The sequence below is a fragment of the Pseudomonas sp. P5_152 genome, from assembly GCF_033989915.1.
GTDB lineage: Bacteria > Pseudomonadota > Gammaproteobacteria > Pseudomonadales > Pseudomonadaceae > Aquipseudomonas.
Genome location: NZ_JASFAH010000002.1, coordinates 1,090,930 through 1,110,704, shown reverse-complemented (window position 1 = coordinate 1,110,704; position 19,775 = coordinate 1,090,930). Strand labels below are relative to the sequence as shown.

The window sequence follows — 19,775 nt, the reverse complement described above, 5'->3', positions numbered from 1 at the left end:
GCCACTATATATAGCGGTGCCGCGTCAGGCGCCAATCGCCTTTCACTTCTCGAATTCAGGAATTTTCTGATCCATGGGCAAATCGCTGGTCATTGTGGAATCCCCGGCTAAGGCCAAGACCATCAACAAGTATCTGGGCAACCAATACGTGGTGAAGTCGAGTATCGGCCATATCCGAGACCTGCCCACCAGCGGTTCGGCTAGCGCCAGCAAAGAGCCAGCCGCCAAGCGCGGCAAGGCCGCTGCTGGTGAAGTGCCGGCGCTGTCGCCTAAGGAAAAAGCGCGCAAGCAACTGGTTGCGCGCATGGGTGTCGATCCGGACCACGGCTGGAAAGCCAAGTACGAGATCCTCCCGGGCAAGGAAAAGGTCATCGAAGAACTGCGTCGGCTCGCCAAGGACGCCGACACCATCTATCTCGCAACGGACTTGGACCGCGAAGGGGAAGCCATTGCCTGGCACCTGCGCGAAGCCATCGGTGGGGATGACAGCCGCTACAAGCGCGTGGTGTTCAACGAAATCACCAAGAAGGCGATCCAGGAAGCCTTCTCCCAGCCAGGCGAGCTGGATATCGACCGGGTCAACGCCCAGCAAGCACGGCGCTTCCTCGACCGCGTAGTGGGCTACATGGTCTCGCCGCTGCTGTGGTCGAAGATCGCCCGTGGCCTGTCGGCCGGCCGTGTCCAGTCGGTTGCCGTGAAGCTGGTGGTGGAGCGTGAGCGCGAGATTCGTGCGTTCAACCCCGAAGAGTACTGGGAAGTCCACGCTGACCTCGGCACCGCCAAGGGCGCCAACGTGCGTTTTGAAGTGGCCCGTGAAAACGGTGAAGCCTTCAAGCCGCTCAACGAAGCCCAGGCCATGGCGGCCCTGGAAAAGCTCAAGTCGTCCAGCTACACCATTGCCAAGCGTGAAGACAAGCCGACCAGCAGCAAGCCGTCGGCCCCGTTCATCACCTCCACCCTGCAGCAGGCCGCCAGTAACCGCCTGGGCTTCGGTGTGAAGAAAACCATGATGATGGCCCAGCGTCTGTACGAAGCCGGCTACATCACTTATATGCGTACCGACTCGACCAACCTCTCGGCCGATGCCGTGGCGATGGCGCGCACTTATATCGAAGGCGAGTTCGGCGGCAAGTACCTGCCGGAAACCCCGAATGTCTACAGCAGCAAGGAAGGCGCCCAGGAGGCTCACGAAGCGATTCGTCCTTCCGACGTGAATACCGATCCAAGCAAGCTGTCGGGCATGGAACGTGATGCTGAGCGTCTCTACGAGCTGATCTGGCGCCAATTCGTCGCCTGCCAGATGCTGCCGGCCAAATACCTGTCGACCACCGTCAGCGTCGCTGCCAGTGGCTTCGAGCTGCGTGCCAAGGGCCGTATCCTGAAGTTCGACGGCTATACCCGCGTGATGCCGCAAATGGCCAAGCCGGGCGACGATGATGTGCTGCCGGACATGGCCCAGGGCGATGTGCTGAAGCTGATCAAGCTTGATCCCAGCCAGCACTTCACCAAGCCGCCGGCGCGCTACTCGGAAGCGAGCCTGGTCAAGGAAATGGAAAAACGCGGTATCGGTCGTCCGTCGACCTATGCGGCAATCATTTCGACCATCCAGGACCGTGGCTACGTCGCGCTGCACAACCGTCGTTTCTATTCGGAAAAAATGGGTGACATCGTCACCGAGCGTCTGTCCGAGAGCTTCTCCAACCTCATGGACTACGGCTTTACCGCCGGCATGGAAGAGAACCTCGATGACGTCGCCCAGGGCGAGCGTGACTGGAAAAGCGTGCTGGACGAGTTCTACGGCGACTTCAAGAAGAAGCTCGAAGTGGCCGAGAGTCCGGAGCACGGCATGCGGGCCAACCAGCCGGTAATGACCGATATCCCGTGCGTGACCTGCGGTCGCCCGATGCAGATCCGTACCGCGTCGACCGGCGTGTTCCTCGGATGCTCGGGCTACAGCCTGCCGCCGAAAGAACGCTGCAAGGCCACCGTCAACCTGGTGCCGGGCGATGAAATCGCCGCGGACGACGAGGGCGAGTCGGAGTCCCTGGTGCTGCGTGGCAAGCACCGTTGCCCGATCTGCAGCACCGCGATGGATGCTTACCTGCTGGATGAGAAGCGCAAGCTGCACATCTGCGGGAACAACCCCGATTGCGATGGCTACGAGATCGAGCAGGGCAGCTACCGGATCAAGGGCTACGAAGGCCCGAGCCTGGAATGCGATAAGTGTGGCAGCGAAATGCAGCTCAAGACCGGCCGTTTCGGCAAGTTCTTCGGTTGCACCAACGCCACCTGCAAGAACACCCGCAAACTGCTGAAAAGCGGTGACGCGGCGCCGCCGAAGATGGACCCGGTGAAGATGCCCGAGCTCAAGTGCGAGAAGGTCAACGACACCTACATCCTGCGCGACGGTGCTTCCGGCCTGTTCCTGGCGGCCAGCCAGTTCCCGAAAAACCGCGAGACCCGTGCCCCGCTGGTGATCGAGATCGTGCCCCACAAGGACGAGATCGATCCCAAGTACCACTTCCTCTGTGAAGCGCCGAAGAAGGATCCGGATGGCCTGCCAGCCGTGATTCGCTACAGCCGCAAGACCAAGGAGCAGTACGTGCAGACTGAAGTCGAGGGCAAGCCAACCGGTTGGAAGGCCTTCTACGACGGCGGCAAATGGGTGGTTGAAGACAAGCGCGTAGCCAAGTAAGCCGGCAGCGCGTTACAAGCAGGCCGCATGCCTACCCTCGGGTGAGCATGCGGCCTTTGTTTTGGGCTTGCGGATGCCTTGTCTGATCCGTGACACTGTCAGGCCAGCATTACGCGTCCTATTTCGTTGTGGAGACTGCCGTCATGGCCTTTGAGCTCTATACCCGCACCAACCAGAAAATCTACTTCGCCGGCTTGTCGCTAGAGGCCCTGGCCCGAGCGGAAGACGGGAGGGCGATGAACTCCCCGGCGCTGATCCAGGCCGGGCGCGAGTCAGCGCTGTTTCACTTGTACGGCGCGTTGCTGGGGCTGTGCCATGAGATCGCCGGGTTCTACCGCCTGCCGCAGGCCAATGCACCTCGGGCGGAGCTCTTGCTGACCCCTGAGGTGCTCGAGACCCTGGCCATCCCAGAGCTGGCGGAAATGGTCGAGCTGGCCCGCAATCGTGAAACCTGGCTGGCCAAGCTGTTGGCGGCCCACACCGCGCTTTTTCAGCCGCCTCGTGCACCGCACAAGCCCAAGGGCGACGTGACGCAACCGCTAATCGTGGCGGTGAGTCTCGATGAGGAGCCTGAAGAGGAGCTGAGCAGGGAAGAACTGGAAAGCTGGCGCCAGAACCTCAAGAGCCTGGCACTGCGTTTCCGTGAAGGCTTGAACGAGTGCTGAAACATCCGGCAGGAAGCTGAGCAGCAAGGGTCAGGGATGATCTCAAACAAGGGTTTCGGTTACATGCTGTCGGTCAATATCCTGAGCGAAGCATCACCGATGCCTATATAATCCCCGCCTTTCGTGGAGAACAGACCTTTATGCCAACGTCCTTTCTAGAAATTGTCGAACTGCCAGACGGCCGAATTGAACTGCGCAGGGCTGAGGACGAGGGTTCCCTGGTGACGCTGGACTTCTCGGAAGATGCCAAGGCGTTCCTGCAAGGCCAGCACGTTGAAGTCGCCAAGGCGATGTTGAGCGTGGGTGTGCAGATGGCTGGGCGCCTGGTTGAAGGCGATTTTGAAAAGGAAGAGGGGCCGCGGATTCTGCATTGATTCCGTCTGTCGGCTTTTTTCGTAAGTATCCTTACAGATCTTCGTTACAGATTGGCTTCTCTGCCCTGGAGAAGCCCTGCGTCTAACGCGTGCGCCCTGGCTGCTACTTAGCCCAATCGAATATTCAGACTTTGTGCATCGCCGATACGTGCGGCGCCGATCAACTGTTGCCGCGCGCTGCTGTTCAGCGGGTTCAGCCAGCTGACAACGGTGTGGCTGCGGCCCAGGCGCAGGGCTTCGCAGGCCAGTTGCTGGGCGCTTTGCGTGCCGCGTGGGTGGAGCAGGAGAATGCGCTCGCGGTTCAGGCCTGCATCGCGCAGCCAGGCTTGGGTCAGGCTGGCTGGAGGGGCGATAAGGGTCAGCCAGCGGGCGTCCTGGTCCTGGCTCAACTCCCTGAGGATCGGCGCCAGGAGGCTCAGGCAGTTCCCGGCCGCACCACGTAGAGACAGCTCGCTGAATGCTTCAGGTTCGGCGCTCCAGGGCGCCTCGACCACGTCTTTGAGGATCGGCGCCAGTGGCTGGGCCATGAACGCTTCGAACAACGGCAGTTGGGCGGGCTGTGGTGTGTGTGGGAACTGCATAACGCCTCCTTTATCGGCGAATGACGCCGACACTCAAGCCTTCGATCACCAGGTCCTGATCTTTCAGGTTCACTTCGATCGGGGCGAACTCGGGGTTTTCGGCCATCAGCCAGACCTTGCTGCCATCACGCTTGAAGCGTTTGACGGTGACTTCATCGCCAATGCGTGCGACGACAATCTGGCCGTTGCGGGCCTCGCGAGTGGTGTGGACGGCCAGCAGGTCGCCGTCGAGTATCCCGACGTCCTTCATGCTCATGCCGTGTACGCGCAACAGGTAGTCGGCGCGCGGATGAAAGAAGGCCGGGTTGATGTTGCAGGACTCTTCGATGTGCTGCTGGGCGAGGATTGGTGCACCGGCGGCGACCCGGCCAATGATCGGCAGGGTGGATTCGTCGGCCTTGGCCTCGAAACCAGGAATACGAATGCCGCGCGATGCGCCGGGGGTCATTTCGATAGCGCCCTTGCGGGCCAGGGCCTTGAGATGTTCTTCCGCCGCATTGGGCGATTTGAAGCCGAGTTCCAAGGCGATTTCCGCGCGGGTTGGCGGATAACCGTTGTCTTCGAGGCAACGTTTGATAAAAGCCAGAATCTCAGCTTGGCGTGGCGTCAGTTTTAGCATCTCGATCGCTCTGTCTTTTTATACAGTGACTGGGATTATATACAGTGGAATGATCTTGGCAATCCTCCTTTTTGCGGTGACCGCCGGACGGTCGGCCGGCAGTTCGCTGCTGCCGGTGTTGTAGGACTGGCTACAGCCAGCAGCTTGTATGGTTAAATAGCTGACTGAGCATTCCCAAAACGGACGGGCAGACTTGACAATACACAGGCTGAAACGTATGTTTCAAACAAGTGTTTGTCAGGCGGAGTAGCCATGGCCCAGTCGGAAACCGTAGAACGCATTCTCGATGCTGCCGAGCAGTTGTTCGCGGAAAAAGGTTTTGCCGAAACTTCATTGCGGTTGATCACCAGCAAGGCCGGGGTCAACCTGGCTGCGGTGAACTATCATTTCGGCTCCAAGAAGGCCTTGATCCAGGCAGTCTTCTCGCGTTTTCTCGGGCCGTTCTGCACCAGCCTCGATCGTGAGCTGGAGCGGCGTTCCGCCAAGCCGGACAACAAGCCGAGCCTGGAAGAACTGCTGGAAATCCTCGTCGAACAAGCCCTGGTGGTCCAGCCACGCAGCGGCAATGACCTGTCGATCTTCATGCGCTTGCTCGGCCTGGCCTTCAGCCAGAGCCAGGGGCACTTGCGGCGTTACCTGGAAGATATGTACGGCAAGGTGTTCCGCCGCTACATGACGCTGGTCAACGAAGCCGCCCCGCGTATTCCGCCTATCGAGCTGTTCTGGCGGGTGCACTTCATGCTGGGGGCCGCGGCGTTCAGCATGTCCGGGATCAAGGCCCTGCGTGCGATCGCCGAGACCGATTTCGGCGTCAATACCTCGATCGAACAGGTGATGCGCCTGATGGTGCCGTTCCTGGCCGCAGGTATGCGCGCCGAAACCGGCGTCACCGACGCCAGCATGGCTGCCGCGCAACTGCGCCCACGCAGCAAGTCGGTACCGGCCGCCGCCAAGGTTTAGCCGCGTATGGCTGGGCGCGGCAGCGGACATCCGCTAAGCTAGCCGCCCATGCCGACTGCCGTTTCAACCCTGTCCCCTGTTTCCCCGACCGCGCTCATTTTGCCGGGCATCGCCTGTGGCGCCGAAGCTGCGTGGCTGCGTTGGGCTCGGGACTTTCAAGACGCGCCGCGCGCGCATTTCCAGATCAAGGAATTTTTATGACTGCTGGCCTGCAAGGCTCGTTGATGGTAGACGTCGCCGGTACCTGGCTGACGGCTGAAGATCGCCAACTGTTGCGTCAGCCCGAGGTGGGTGGCCTGATCATTTTTGCTCGCAATATCGAGCATCCACGCCAGGTGCGCGAGTTGAGCGCGTCGATCCGCGCCGTGCGTCCCGACCTATTGCTGGCAGTGGACCAGGAGGGTGGTCGGGTGCAGCGTCTGCGCCAGGGTTTTGTTCGGCTACCAGCGATGCGGGCGATTGCCGATAACCCGAACGCCGAGTACCTGGCCGAGCAGTGTGGCTGGATCATGGCTACCGAAGTGCTGGCCGTGGGCCTGGACCTGAGCTTTGCCCCGGTGCTGGACCTGGACTATCAGCGCAGTGCGGTGGTCGGCACGCGCTCCTTCGAGGGTGATCCCGAGCGCGCGGCGTTGCTCGCCGGCGCGTTCATGCGTGGCATGAACCAGGCTGGCATGGCCGCCACCGGCAAGCACTTCCCGGGACATGGCTGGGCCGAGGCGGATTCCCACGTGGCGATCCCTAATGATGAGCGCAGCCTGGAGCAGATCCGCGCCCACGACCTGGTGCCGTTCGCCCGTTTGAGCAAACAGCTGGCGGCGGTGATGCCGGCCCACGTCATTTACCCGCAGGTCGATTCGCAACCCGCAGGTTTCTCGCGGCGCTGGCTGCAAGACATTCTGCGTGGCGAGTTGCAGTTTGATGGGGTGATTTTCAGTGACGACCTGTCAATGGCTGGAGCCCACGTGGTGGGAGATGCCGCCAGTCGCATCGAGGCGGCGCTGACTGCCGGTTGCGACATGGGTCTGGTGTGCAATGACCGGGCAGCAGCCGAGCTGGCACTGACCGCGGCGCAACGCTTGAAGGTCAAGCCGTCTGCGCGTATCGCGCGGATGCGCGGCCAGGCGTTCGCCAGCACCGACTATCGCCAGGACCCGCGCTGGTTGGCGGCGTTGGGTGCGCTCAGGGATGCGCAGTTGATCGATTGAGGGCTTGGTTGCGCTTACCGAGTTGAACCCATCGCGGGCACCCGCTTGCGGCTTGCTCGCGATGGCGATCTGTCAGGCTCTGCTAGACCTTCGACTTGTCCGGCAGCGGCGCAAACAGGGCGTCAATGTCGTCGCTCTGCAGCTTCCAGTCACCCGTGGTGCGGCCGTCCAGCACGCCGGCGGCGAGGTCGGATTTTTCCTTTTGCAGATGCTGGATTTTCTCCTCGACCGTGCCGCGGGCGATCATCTTGTAGACGAACACGGGTTTCTCCTGGCCGATCCGGTACGCGCGGTCCGTGGCCTGGTTCTCGGTAGCCGGGTTCCACCATGGGTCGTAGTGAATCACGGTGTCGGCTTCGGTCAGGTTCAGGCCCACGCCACCAGCCTTGAGGCTAATCAGAAAGATCTGATGCTTGCCGCTCTGAAAATCCTTCACCGGGCTGCGCCGATCCCGAGTCTGCCCGGTCAGCAGCGCGTAGGCGATACCGCGTTTTTCCAACTCCTGCTCGATCAGCGAGAGCATTGAGGTGAACTGGGAAAACAGTAGGATCTTGCGCCCCTCCTCGAACAGCTCCTCAAGCATCTCCATCAGGCTGTCCAGCTTGCCCGAAGTGCTGCCGCGGGTGGGTAGGGCGGCGTCATTGACCAGGCGTAGATCGCAGCACACCTGGCGCAACTTGAGCAGCGCCTCGAGAATGATGATCTGGCTGCGGGCCACGCCTTTGCGGGTGATTTCGTCGCGGACTTTCTTGTCCATCGCCAGGCGCATGGTTTCATAAACGTCGCGCTGGGCCTCGTTGAGGTCGACCCAGTGGATGATTTCGGTTTTTGGCGGCAGCTCGGTGGCCACCTGTTCCTTGGTGCGACGCAGCAGGAAGGGTTTGATCCGGCCATTGAGGTGCTGCAGGCGGACGTCGCTGGCGCGCTTTTCAATTGGCACGCGGTAGTCGCGGTTGAAGCTTTTGACATCCCCCAGCCAACCGGGCAGCAGGAAGTGGAACAGTGACCACAGTTCGCCCAGGTGGTTTTCCAGGGGCGTACCACTGAGGCACAGGCGCTGCCGGGCAGTCAGCTCGCGAGCCGCTTGCGCCGCCTTGCTGGTGGGGTTCTTGATGTATTGCGCTTCGTCGAGCACCAGGATGTGCAGGGGTTGCTGGGCCAGGCGCTCGACATCCTTGGGCAGCAGCGCATAAGTGGTGAGGATCAGGTCGTAGTCGGCCAGGTGATCGAAGTGTTTTTTGCGCGCGGCGCCATACAGTGCCAGGACCTTGAGCTGGGGCGCGAAGTGCGCGGCTTCGTCGAGCCAGTTGGGAATCAGGCTGGTGGGCATCACCACCATGCACGGCCGGTCGAGGCGCCCGGCGTTTTTCTCGGTCAGTACGTGGGCCAGGGTCTGCAGGGTTTTGCCCAGCCCCATGTCGTCCGCCAGGATCCCGCCGACTTCCAGTTCCCGCAGCGATTGCATCCAGCTCAGGCCTTCCAGCTGATAGGGGCGCAGCGTCGCGTTGAGACCGACCGGGGGCTCGGCGCTGTAGTCCTTGATGTCTCGCAGGCGCTGGGCGAAGGAGCGGATGTGCTCGCCGCCTTCCCATAGCAGTGGCAGGTCTTCCAGTGGATTGAGGCGCGTGGCGTCGGCGCTGCTCAAGCGCAGGCTGGTTTCGCCGGGTTCTTGCAGATAGAACTCGCCCAGGGTCGCCAGTACCGGCTTCAAGCGGCCGAACGGCAGGGCCACTTGGAGCGGGCCCTGCTCGGAGTTGGGGCGGTGGGGAATGTTCACCAGGATCAGTTCGTCGTCACGGCGCCGGGCCAGGCGTTCCGGGTTGAGGATTTCGGTATGCGAGCGCATCAGGTTCAGCAGGATCGGCAGCAGGCTCAGGCGCTCGCCGTTGACGATGATCCCTAGCTCGAGGTCGAACCAGTCGCGCTCCGGCGCCTCATCGACCGTGGCGTACCAGTCGTCGACGGTGGTCAGGTCGAAACCGAAGTCCTCGTCGATCTCCAGCTCCCAGCCCTGGCTGCGCAGCTTGGGCAGCTCATTGAGGGTGAAGGTCAGCCAGGCGCTGTCATTGACCATCTCATAGAGTTCGCCGGCACTTTCCGGCAGGGCCTTGCTTTGCCGGGTCGCGACCTTGAAGCCGAGGATACGCAACTGCTCGCGGTAGAGCTTTTCCACTTCCGGCTGGCGTTTGATGCGCAGGGTCTGGTGTTCCTGGCGGATCAGCACGTCGTTGTTTTTCTGCCCGCTGACGTACTCGTCCAGGTAGCTGAATGAGAGTGCCGCGCGGTGCTGGATGTAGCGCTGCATCTTGCCATTGCGTGGCTCGAAGGCGCTGAACTCGACGCTGGCCAGCCACAGGCGTGGCAGTGGTTGCACATTGTCCAGCACCTGCTGTGGCAACGGCGCGGGCGCGCGGTTCTCCAATACGGCCTGGAGTTTTTCCAGGAGCAGGGCGTCCTTGGCGGCGGCCGGGTACTCCAGGGTGTCCTGGACTTTGAGCAGCACCGCGGCGCAGTGCTTGCAGTTGACCCGTACCGGGCAACTGCAGGTGGCTTCCACCAGCAGCAAGGTGCTTTTGGCTGATTCGCGCAGGGTGATGGTCTGGCGGTAGACATTGCCGCCAGAGCCTTCGCAACTGGCGGTGAGGGTGCTGTCGCCGGCTTCGACGATCCTGACGCGGTTCTCCAGGGCGTAGCGACGGCCGCGCTCCAGGCTCTGTTCCTTGAATCGACTGACCCAGGAAGGGGCCAGGGGTTTGCTCAGGCTCGGGGACATAGGGACTTCAATCAGTCCGGTACGACATCAGGCGCTTGTTGCGGGGCCGGTGCCGTCAGCGAGGTGATCTTGATCAGCAGGCCCAGGTGGCCGTTGTCGAGAAAGTTCAGTTGGCCATTTTTGGTGTGGCTTTCCTGTTGCAGGCGTTCGCTGGCGCTGACCAGTCCATCGCTGCTGAACTGATTGACCCAGAAGCTGGCGTTGACGTCGGTAAACCGACCCAGCTTGAGATCCAGCGTGCCCTCGATCGGGAAGTGCCCGTATTGCTCTTCGCCGTCGCTGATCGCCACTTTGCTCGAGGTCTCGCCGAGGTTCTGCTGCCAGGTTTTATGCAGCAGCACGCTGTAGTCGGCACTGGTGCCGAGTTTTTCCACTTCGGCGTTGAGGGCCGGAGTGCGTAGGCTGTCGGCGCTGATCGACTGTGCCCCGGCGGCCCAGTCCTCCGGCGCGGCGCGGCTGGCCACGGCGGGTACGGCGTTCTGGCGCACCAGGATCATTTCTACCTGGTACAGGCTGTCGGCAAATGCCGTCGGGGCGACCAGCGTGAGCAACAGGGTCAGTGAGCGAAACAGGCGCATGTGGCGTCCTTCAAGCAGTTTTCGGGATGAGGCGCTCTAGCAGCGCCTCTACGGTGTTGAAGCGCTCTTCCGGGCGCTCCATCGGCACCTGGAACTTGAACATCGTGGCGCCTTCGAATTTGTATCGTTTGGGCTGGCTCTGGATCAGCTTGATCAGGGTCAGCGGGTCGACCGGCGTTTGCGAGTCGAACTCGATACGGCCACCCTGGGGGCCGCCATCGATCTTCTTGATCCCCAGTTGTTCGGCCTGCAGTTTCAGCGCGGTGATGCGCACCAGGTTCTTGGTCGGCTCCGGGAGCAGGCCGAAGCGGTCGATCATCTCCACTTGCAGGTCCTTGAGGCCTTCCTCGTCGGTAGCCGAGGCAATACGTTTGTACAGGATCAGGCGCGCGTGCACGTCCGGCAGGTAGTCCTCGGGGATCAGGGCCGGTACCCGCAGGTTGACCTCCGGACCGCCACCCAAGGGCTGGTCGAGGTTCGGTTGCTCGCCCTTGCGGATCGACTTCACGGCCCGTTCGAGCATTTCCATGTACAGGGTGAAGCCGACGGCCTGGATCTGCCCGCTCTGGCCGTCGCCCAGCAGTTCGCCGGCGCCACGGATTTCCAGGTCGTTGGTGGCCAGCACAAAACCGGCGCCGAGGTCCTGGGTATTGGCGATGGCTTCCAGGCGTTTTTCCGCGTCCGTGGTGATTTGCTGGCGCGGCGGTGTCAGCAGGTAGGCGTAAGCCTGGTGGTGACTACGTCCGACGCGGCCGCGTAATTGGTGCAACTGCGCCAGGCCGAACTTGTCGGCCCGCTCGATGATGATGGTGTTGGCGCTCGGCACGTCGATGCCGGTCTCGATGATGGTCGAGGCAATCAGCACGTTGAAGCGCTTGTGGTAGAAGTCGCTCATCACCTGTTCGAGTTCGCGTTCACGCATCTGCCCGTGGCCGATGCCGATCCGTGCTTCCGGCACCAGTTCGGCGAGGTCGGCGGCGCATTTCTCGATGGTCTTGACATCGTTGTGCAGGTAGTAGACCTGGCCGCCGCGCAGCAGCTCGCGGAGCAAGGCTTCTTTGACCGTGCTCTTGTTCTGCTCCATGACGAAGGTGCGTACCGACAGGCGTCGCGCCGGTGGCGTGGCGATGATCGACAGGTCGCGCATGCCCGACACTGCCATGTTCAGCGTGCGCGGAATCGGCGTGGCGGTCAGGGTCAGGATGTCGACTTCGCTGCGCAGGGCCTTGAGTTGTTCTTTCTGCCGTACGCCAAAGCGGTGCTCTTCGTCGATGATCACCAGCCCGAGGTTTTTGATCTTGACGTCGTCCTGCAGCAGCTTGTGGGTGCCGATGACGATGTCGATCTTGCCCTCGGCCAGGTCGGCCACTGCGGCATTGACCTCCTTGGTCGACTTGAAACGGCTCATCACCTCAACGGTCACCGGCCAGTCGGCGAAGCGATCGCGAAAGCTGTTGTAGTGCTGCTGGGCGAGGAGGGTGGTCGGCACCAGGATCGCCACCTGGCGACCGCCGTGCACGGCGATGAAGGCGGCGCGCATCGCCACTTCGGTCTTGCCGAAACCGACATCGCCGCAGACCAGGCGATCCATCGGCTTGGGGGCGAGCATGTCGGCGCGCACGGCGTCGATGGTGGTTTGCTGGTCCGGGGTTTCTTCGAACGGGAAGCCGGCGCTGAAGGTTGCGTAGTCGGCTTTCGGGTCGGCGAACGCATAACCTTCGCGGGCGGCGCGACGGGCATAGATGTCGAGCAGCTCGGCGGCGACGTCGCGCACCTGTTCGGCGGCTTTGCGCTTGGCTTTCTGCCAGGTTTCGGAGCCCAGGCGATGCAACGGGGCCAGGGCGTCGTCGCTGCCGGTGTAGCGGGCGATCAGGTGCAGGTTGGCCACCGGCACATACAACTTGGCGCCCTCGGCGTATTCAAGGGTAAGGAATTCGGCGGCCTGGTTTTCGATCTCCAGGGTTGCCAGGCCCAGGTAGCGGCCGACCCCATGGTCGATGTGCACCACCGGCGCGCCTTCACGCAGCTCGGTGAGGTTCTTGATCACCGCGTCGTTGTTGCCGTCGGCGCGTTTCTCCCGGCGCCGACGCTGCATCACGCGCTGACCGAACAGCGGGCTTTCGGCAATCAGGGCCAGGGCCGGGTCGTCCAGTAACAGGCCTTCGTCGAGTGGGGCGATGGTGATCGCCAAGCGTTCTTTGCCAACGACGAAGTCCGGCCAGCTGTCGACGGTTTTCGGCCGCAGCTTCAGGCGTTCCAGCAACTCCAGCAGCACCTCGCGGCGCCCCGCCGATTCAGCGGTGAACAGCACGCGGCCGGGGAACTGGTCGAGGAAGCCGGCCAGGGCTTCCAGTGGCTGGTTGGCTTTGGCTTCGATCGCCAGGTTAGGCAGCGCCTGGGCCGGGAAGCGCTCGCGGCCGACCCCGGTTTCGACATCCTGTTGGCTGGCCACCACGCGCGGCCAGTTTTTCAGGCGAGCAAAACAGTCTTCCACCGGCAGGAACAGTTCGGCAGGCGGCAATAAAGGTCGCGCAGGATCGACGCGGCGCTCTTCGTAGCGATTGCGCACGTCGTTCCAGAAATTCTCCGCAGCCTGTTCGATGCCCGGCAGGGAGAACACCTGGGTGTCCTGCGGCAGGTAGTCGAACAGGGTCGAGGTTTCGTCGAAGAACAGCGGCAGGTAGTACTCGATACCGGCCGGGGTGATCCCGCTGCTCAGGTCCTGGAAGATCGGGCAGCGCCGGAAGTCGACATCGAAGCGTTCACGAAAGCGGGCCTTGAAGCGCGTGACTGCATCTTTCTGCAGCGGAAACTCGCGGGCCGGCAGCAACTTGACCGATTCGACCTTGTCGATGGAGCGCTGGTTTTCCGGATCGAAGGTGCGCAGGGTCTCGATTTCGTCATCGAACAGATCGATGCGATAGGGCAGTTTGCTGCCCATCGGGAACAGGTCGATGAGCGAGCCGCGCACAGTGAATTCGCCATGTTCGTACACGGTGTCGACGTATCGATAGCCGGTGGCTTCCAGGCGGGTGCGCATTTGCTCGACGTCGAGCTTCTGGCCGATATCCAGCACCAGGCTGCTGCCCAGCAGGAACTTGGTCGGCGCCAGGCGATGCAGGGCGGTGGTGATCGGCACCACCAGCACGCCATGGCTCAGCTCGGGCAGGCGATAGAGGCTGGCGATGCGCTGGGAAATGATGTCCTGGTGCGGGGAAAACAGATCGTAGGGCAGGGTTTCCCAGTCAGGGAAATGCAGCACCGGCAAATCGGGGGCGAAGAAACTCAGCTCCTGTTCCAGCCTCTCAGCGCTTTGGCTGTCGGCGGTCAGTAGCAGGGTAAAGCGCTTGGCAGCGCTGGCGGCCTCGGCAATGGCCAGGCTCAGGGCGGCACCGGGCAGATTGCCCCAGTGCTGTTTACCTGCCGCGGCAGGGAGAAGCGGTAGACGCAGAACGGGCACGGAAGGTTGAGCTCCAAGCGTTGCGACAAAGTCGGTAATTGTAACGGTCCCGGGTGCCGCCTGTCAGTTTCAGACTGTGTCTATTACACAGGTTGGGCGAAATGTAGTGGTAATCACAAAATCCAGCGCTTTTTTAGTGATTATGTAGTGACAAAAGGAGCGAGTGTTACGGAGGGTTACAGACAAGACAGCGCTGTCTATGAAAAATGGGGTGTGCTGCAGGCCACGGTTTTACTGGGCTTCAGCGGGGTCGATGTTTTTTCAGGGGAAAATTGTTACTGTCTGCACGACAAGCGCGCATTGCTACGGGAGGGAGTCGGCGGCATAATGTAGCCCCTTTTTTCTGCCCCTACATGTGGAAGGTTACCGTGACTCAGAAGCCCGACCAGTGTCTTGGTGAATGGATCGACCGTGAAGCACTCGCAGAAGCGATGATTCCGCTGATCGGCCAGCTCTACCGCAATAACAACGTGGTGAGCTCGATCTATGGCCGCAGTCTGATCAACCAGTCTGTCATCGCGATTCTCAAAGCTCACCGCTTTGCTCGCCACCGTTCTTCCGACGACAGCGAACTCTCCGTCCACGAAACATTCCCACTGCTTAAAGCCATGAGCGAGCTCAAGCTCGGCGCGGCTTCGGTAGACCTGGGCAAGTTGGCGTTCAAATTCCGCAACGAAGGCAATGGCCGCAGCGCCGAGCAGTTCGTACGTGAAGAAATGGCTGACGTGGTTGGCCAGCAAAACGCTTCGGCCCGCAAAGGCACCGACGTTGTCCTGTACGGCTTCGGTCGCATCGGCCGTCTGCTGGCCCGCATCCTGATCGAAAAAACCGGTGGTGGCGACGGCCTGCGTCTGCGCGCCATCGTGGTGCGCAAAGGCGCCGAAAACGATCTGGTGAAACGCGCCAGCCTGCTGCGTCGCGATTCGGTCCATGGTTCGTTCAACGGCACCATTACCATCGACGAAGAAAACAACACCATCACCGCCAACGGTAACCTGATCCAGGTTATCTACGCCAAGAACCCAACTGAGGTGGACTACACCCAGTACGGCATCAAAGACGCGCTGCTGGTGGACAACACCGGTGTATGGCGTGACGCCGATGGCTTGGGTCAGCACTTGGCGTGCCCGGGTATCGACCGCGTGGTCCTGACCGCGCCGGGCAAAGGCAAGCTGAAGAACATCGTTCACGGCATCAACCACGGTGAAATCACCGCTGACGACAAGATCGTGTCCGCCGCTTCCTGCACCACCAACGCCATCGTGCCGGTGCTCAAGGCAGTGAACGACAAGTTCGGCATCATCAACGGTCACGTTGAAACCGTTCACTCGTACACCAACGACCAGAACCTGATCGACAACTTCCACAAAGGCGATCGCCGTGGTCGTAGCGCTGCGTTGAACATGGTTATCACCGAGACCGGTGCTGCTACCGCCGCTGCCAAGGCCCTGCCTGAGCTGGCTGGCAAGCTGACCGGCAACGCGATCCGTGTACCGACGCCAAACGTGTCGATGGCCATTCTCAACCTGAACCTTGAGAAAGCCGCTACCCGTGAAGAGATGAACGAGTACCTGCGCTACATGGCGCTGCACTCCGATCTGCACAAGCAGATCGACTACGTCAACTCGCAGGAAGTGGTGTCCACTGACTTCGTTGGCTCGCGCCACGCCGGTGTGGTCGACGCTGAAGCCACCATCACCCAAGACAACCGCGTTGTGCTGTACGTTTGGTACGACAACGAATTTGGTTACAGCTGCCAGGTAGTTCGCGTGATGGAAGACATGGCCGGGGTCAACCCGCCAGCATTCCCGCGCTAAGCCTTAGCTGCAGATAAAAACGCCCCGACAGTGTCGTAATGCTGTTCACTTAAGCGGAGCAGCCTCACGGTCCACTGGGAACCGGGTCTTTGAAATCTTCACCGTCCTTGGCCTCGAAGGCCTGGGGCGGTGATCCAGAAACAATCCCCCGATACCTGCCCTCAGTTCCGCCAAGCGTCTCCCTGTCGCTGAAACTGGATTGGCTGCTGCCATCACGATCAATTGCACGGCGATGTACTGGCAGGCCGGTTTGAAACGGATGTCCGAAGGCGCTCGACCAAACGCCACCGCCGCTTGGCTCGCTTCCCGGCGAATCACGTTGTAAGCCAGCAACAGCCCCCACACTTCCTGATAGATCAGCTCGATTTTTTTGCTGCGCAAGGTCATTGCGTTCTGTTGCATTGAACTCTTGATGTCCCTGAAACCCAACTCGATCTCCCAACGCTCCTGATAAAGTTTGGCAACAGCCTTAGTGGTGTAGGTCTTGGCCGGCAAGGACGTCATCACGGTCTTCACTTTGCCTTGAATTTCATAGCTGACTTCGCGTACCTCCCAGTGCGAGGGAAGAGTCGGATTTCGCTTTCTGGCCTGTGGCGAGACTTTCATACGCACCAAACGGTCGCGCTGGTTGTAGCGGGCCACTTCCTCGCAGACCAGTCCCTTTTTTGCCGGGATCAACCAATGACGGCTGGTGCCCGTTCTACTTAGGCTCAACAGCAGCTCCGCGCCCCAGAACCCTTTGTCGAACAGCGTCACCGAGTGGTCGGGAATATGCTGCAAAAACTCGTCGGCCAGGCGCATTTCACTGCGTCGGTAAGGGCTCAATTGTGCATCTAGGATCACGTGCGAACGCACATTCATTAGCGCCACCAGGCGCAGCATCGGAAACGGTGTCTGGCGATCGCTGGGGGTGTTTCCCGACCCGAAGTGATCTCGAAGCTCGGGCGTATCCGGGGTGCGAAAAAGCGCACCGTCCACCGCGAAAACCTGCAAATTATGCCAGGCATCATCGTCATAGCGCTCTGCGCCCCAATGGTTGCCGGTCTTGCGGAACAACCACTCAACAGGATCGGCGCCGAGCCGTTTACGAGCTTCGGTTACACCACTGCGCGCCAGCAAATGGTCAGAGGCCAGGCCTTGGGCGCAGATGTTCAAACGCCTGGCCACCTCGTGAACCGGCTCGTCACGAAATAACGCCATGCCAAGCACTAGCCACAGCACTTGATCAGCGGGCAGGCGCCGCCGGCGAATGGTCGCCTGACTGGAGAGGTCGAGCGCAGACGCTACCCACTCGATGGGAATGTTTTGGGTGAAGGTGCTCAGGTCGCAGAAGTTAAAAAGGTCGTCGAGGTCGAGCAGGTCCTGTTGAACAGACATAAAAAATCCGATGCCAGAGGTCTGGCATCGGATTTTCTAGGAAGCCCGGCGTGAGCTCAAATGCTTAAGTGAACAGCATTACGACAGTGTCGGGGCGTTTTTGTTTGTGCGTGAGAGGCAAAATGCTAGGTTGGGCGACTTCCGCCCCCGACAGAATACTGAGGACGATTTTGATGCGCCTGATCCGACTGCCCTGTACCGCCTTGCTTGCACTGGCCTGCGCCGCTTCTTTCGCGCCGCTCACCGTGGCGAGTACCGAGCGCCCGGTCTTCGTCGGTGTGGTGCAAGAGGCTGCACAAACGCTGATGCAGCAGTACAACATTCCCGGGCTGGCTATTGGGCTGTCCGTAGACGGCCAGCAGCGCTTCTACAATTTTGGCGTGGCTTCCAGGGACACGCAGCGCAAGGTCGGCAGCGATACGTTGTTCGAGATCGGTTCGATCAGCAAGACCTTCACCGCCACCCTGGCGACCTACGCACAAGTCAATGGCCAGCTCTCGCTCGCCGACCACCCGGGCAAGTACCTGCCACAACTGGCCGGCAGCCCGTTCGATCAGGTGTCGCTGTTGAACCTGGCGACCCATACCGCAGGCGGCTTCCCGTTGCAGGTGCCGGATCAGGTGCAGGACCACCAACAGTTGCTGGAGTACTTCAAGACCTGGCAGCCGTCCTATGCGCCAGGTGCCCAGCGCACCTATGCCAATCCGAGTATTGGCGCGTTGGGCATGATTACCGCCATCAGCATGAACGTGCCTTACGCCCAGGCGCTGGAGGGTCAATTGTTTCCCGGGCTGGGCATGACCAACAGCTACATCAACGTACCGCCGGGCAAGCAGGCGCTCTACGCCCAGGGCTACAACAAGCAGGACGCGCCAGTCCGCTTGAGCTCCGGGGTGCTGGGTGATGAAGCCTATGGGGTGAAAACCTCTTCTGGCGATCTGCTGCGGTTTGTCGAAGCCAACCTTGGCGTAACCAAGGTCGCGGCAAACTTGCGCACTGCATTGCTGGAAACCCACAAGGGCTACTTCCAGGTGGGCGCCATGACCCAGGACCTGATCTGGGAGCAGTACGACTATCCCGTAGCCCTCCAGACGCTGATCGAGGGTAATGGCGACAAGATGATCTACGACAGTCACGTCGTTAGCGCAATCAACCCGCCCCAGCCACCCAAGGCAGCTGCCTGGATCAACAAGACGGGATCGACGGGCGGGTTCTCGGCTTATGTGGCCTTTGTACCCGAGAAGAGGCTGGGCATTGTGGTGCTGGCGAACAAGAGTTATCCCAATGAAGCGCGAGTGCGCTTGGCGTATCGGATCTTCAGTGAGCTGGAGCGCTGAAGAAGATACGGCAGGGCGCCTTTGCTGTAGGGGCAAGGCTTGCCCGCGATGCCCTCAGCGTCGAATGCCATCGCGAGCGAGCTCGCTCCTACAAGGTAGGGCGTGATTGCGGGAGTTGTGCACATGTTGGGTAGGCAATGGAGGGGCTCGGTCGGATTGCTGCTATTGATCGCGGCCCTGGCCGGCTGCGGCAGCGGCGACTCCCAGGAAAAATTTGGCGGGCCGACCATGGGTAGCAGTTATTCGATCCAGTACGTTCGCCATGCGGGCCTGCCCGGGCCGGCGCAGGTGCGCCAGCAGGTCGAGGCGATATTGACCGAGGTCGACCAACAACTGTCGACCTATCGCAGCGACTCCGACATCGAGCGCTTCAACGCGTTGCCGGCCAATAGCTGTCAGCCGATGCCGGCGGCAGTCCTGCAACTGGTCCAGGTCGGAGAGCAGCTTTCCCGCGCCAGCGAGGGGGCCTACGACCTGACGGTTGGGCCGCTGATGAACCTCTGGGGCTTCGGCCCGCAGGCGCGCACCGTGCAGGTCCCCAGTGAGCAAGCGCTGGCGCAGGTACGGCAGCGGGTCGGCTACCAGCACTTGCGGATCGACGCAGGGCAACTGTGCAAGGACGCCGCGGTGGAGGTCGACTTCGACAGTATTGCTGCCGGCTACACCGTCGACCGGATAGCCGCCGCGTTGGGCAGCCTGGGCATCAGCAGCTATCTCGTCGAAGTCACCGGTGAGCTCAAGGCCGCCGGCATAAAGCTCGACGGCAACCCCTGGAAGATAGCCCTGGAAGAACCCCGTGACGACCAGCAGGTGGTGGAACGGATACTGGCGCTGGATGGTTATGGGGTCTCGACCTCGGGCGACTACCGCAACTATTTCGAGCGGGGTGGGCGGCGCTATTCCCACACCTTCGACGCCCGCAGCGGGGCGCCAGTGCTGCATGACCTGGCAGCGGTTACGGTGGTTGCTCCGCAAGCGCTGATGGCCGATGGCTGGTCGACCCTGTTGTTGATCCTCGGGCCGGAGCAGGGCCTTGCATACGCAGAAAAACACGCGATTGCGGCTTTTTTTGTGATGCGCACCGAGCGCGGTTTCGTCACACGTAGCAGTCAGGCGTTTATCCGCCTGAGCGGGGAAAAACCCCAATGAATCGGGCGCCGATCCCAAGCGCGGCTGGCGTTGTAGTGCAGGCAAAACTAGCCTACGACGCGACCAAGGGTTAATGTGCGCGGCGTTGACGCTTCTATAGACTGTTCCTGGGTTTTCGACTGACCCCAAATTGTTCCTTCATGCCGCATCGCCGGCATGATTTAGCCGCAGGTGCCAACGGG

14 protein-coding genes are annotated in these 19,775 nt (G+C 61.2%); 8 read left to right on the top strand and 6 right to left on the bottom strand.

Annotation, left to right across the window (positions count from 1 at the left end):
- The first annotated feature begins 73 nt into the window (after positions 1–73).
- The 3 genes from topA to QMK50_RS04815 all read left to right on the top strand — a co-directional run bounded on the left by topA (position 74) and on the right by QMK50_RS04815 (position 3,734).
- The gene (gene topA / locus QMK50_RS04825) at positions 74–2,695 is read left to right on the top strand and encodes a type I DNA topoisomerase (protein ID WP_095165327.1); all 2,622 of its coding nucleotides are present in this window, start codon (positions 74–76) and stop codon (positions 2,693–2,695) included.
- A 143-nt stretch (positions 2,696–2,838) separates the two neighbouring features.
- The gene (locus tag QMK50_RS04820) at positions 2,839–3,360 is read left to right on the top strand and encodes a DUF6586 family protein (protein ID WP_159997041.1); all 522 of its coding nucleotides are present in this window, start codon (positions 2,839–2,841) and stop codon (positions 3,358–3,360) included.
- Between the two features lie 140 nt (positions 3,361–3,500).
- Positions 3,501–3,734 carry a hypothetical protein gene (locus QMK50_RS04815; protein ID WP_095165324.1) on the top strand — a complete coding sequence of 78 codons (234 nt, stop codon included), beginning with the start codon at positions 3,501–3,503 and terminating at the stop codon, positions 3,732–3,734.
- A gap of 107 nt (positions 3,735–3,841) precedes the next feature.
- On the opposite strand, the gene sulA is transcribed toward QMK50_RS04815, so the two are convergent.
- Entirely contained in the window at positions 3,842–4,315 is a 474-nt protein-coding gene (gene sulA, locus QMK50_RS04810; protein ID WP_159997039.1) for an SOS-induced cell division inhibitor SulA, read from the bottom strand.
- Positions 4,316–4,325: 10 nt separating this feature from the next.
- Positions 4,326–4,934: a transcriptional repressor LexA gene (gene lexA, locus QMK50_RS04805; protein WP_095165320.1), complete on the bottom strand. Its 609-nt coding sequence runs from the start codon at positions 4,932–4,934 to the stop codon at positions 4,326–4,328.
- Between the two features lie 252 nt (positions 4,935–5,186).
- Between lexA and QMK50_RS04800 the strand changes: the two genes are divergently transcribed.
- Complete coding sequence (locus QMK50_RS04800) at positions 5,187–5,894, top strand: TetR/AcrR family transcriptional regulator (protein ID WP_320332661.1); 708 nt, start codon at positions 5,187–5,189, stop codon at positions 5,892–5,894.
- 197 nt (positions 5,895–6,091) lie between these two features.
- Positions 6,092–7,102 carry a beta-N-acetylhexosaminidase gene (gene nagZ, locus QMK50_RS04795; RefSeq protein ID WP_159997035.1) on the top strand — a complete coding sequence of 337 codons (1,011 nt, stop codon included), beginning with the start codon at positions 6,092–6,094 and terminating at the stop codon, positions 7,100–7,102.
- A gap of 82 nt (positions 7,103–7,184) precedes the next feature.
- Here nagZ and QMK50_RS04790 read toward each other — a convergent pair whose 3' ends face one another.
- The 3 genes from QMK50_RS04790 to mfd are packed head-to-tail and all read right to left on the bottom strand — an operon-like array spanning position 7,185 to position 13,913.
- Positions 7,185–9,875, bottom strand: a complete 2,691-nt coding sequence (locus QMK50_RS04790) for a DEAD/DEAH box helicase (protein WP_320332660.1) — start codon at positions 9,873–9,875, stop codon at positions 7,185–7,187.
- Between the two features lie 11 nt (positions 9,876–9,886).
- The gene (locus QMK50_RS04785) at positions 9,887–10,453 is read right to left on the bottom strand and encodes a CsiV family protein (protein WP_095165316.1); all 567 of its coding nucleotides are present in this window, start codon (positions 10,451–10,453) and stop codon (positions 9,887–9,889) included.
- A 10-nt stretch (positions 10,454–10,463) separates the two neighbouring features.
- The gene (mfd, locus tag QMK50_RS04780) at positions 10,464–13,913 is read right to left on the bottom strand and encodes a transcription-repair coupling factor (RefSeq protein ID WP_320332659.1); all 3,450 of its coding nucleotides are present in this window, start codon (positions 13,911–13,913) and stop codon (positions 10,464–10,466) included.
- Positions 13,914–14,266: 353 nt separating this feature from the next.
- Here mfd and QMK50_RS04775 point away from each other — a divergent pair, with 353 nt between their 5' ends.
- Positions 14,267–15,730 carry a glyceraldehyde-3-phosphate dehydrogenase gene (locus QMK50_RS04775; protein ID WP_095165314.1) on the top strand — a complete coding sequence of 488 codons (1,464 nt, stop codon included), beginning with the start codon at positions 14,267–14,269 and terminating at the stop codon, positions 15,728–15,730.
- A gap of 45 nt (positions 15,731–15,775) precedes the next feature.
- Here the strand turns inward: QMK50_RS04775 and QMK50_RS04770 are convergent, their stop codons facing one another.
- Complete coding sequence (locus tag QMK50_RS04770) at positions 15,776–17,107, bottom strand: IS4 family transposase (protein WP_320332658.1); 1,332 nt, start codon at positions 17,105–17,107, stop codon at positions 15,776–15,778.
- Positions 17,108–17,280: 173 nt separating this feature from the next.
- Here QMK50_RS04770 and ampC point away from each other — a divergent pair, with 173 nt between their 5' ends.
- Together ampC and QMK50_RS04760 are read left to right on the top strand one after the other, a co-directional pair.
- Positions 17,281–18,444 (top strand): class C beta-lactamase, encoded by a 1,164-nt coding sequence (ampC, locus tag QMK50_RS04765; protein ID WP_320332657.1) that lies wholly within the window; start codon positions 17,281–17,283, stop codon positions 18,442–18,444.
- Between the two features lie 123 nt (positions 18,445–18,567).
- Positions 18,568–19,593 carry an FAD:protein FMN transferase gene (locus QMK50_RS04760; protein WP_320332656.1) on the top strand — a complete coding sequence of 342 codons (1,026 nt, stop codon included), beginning with the start codon at positions 18,568–18,570 and terminating at the stop codon, positions 19,591–19,593.
- Positions 19,594–19,775 lie beyond the last annotated feature (182 nt).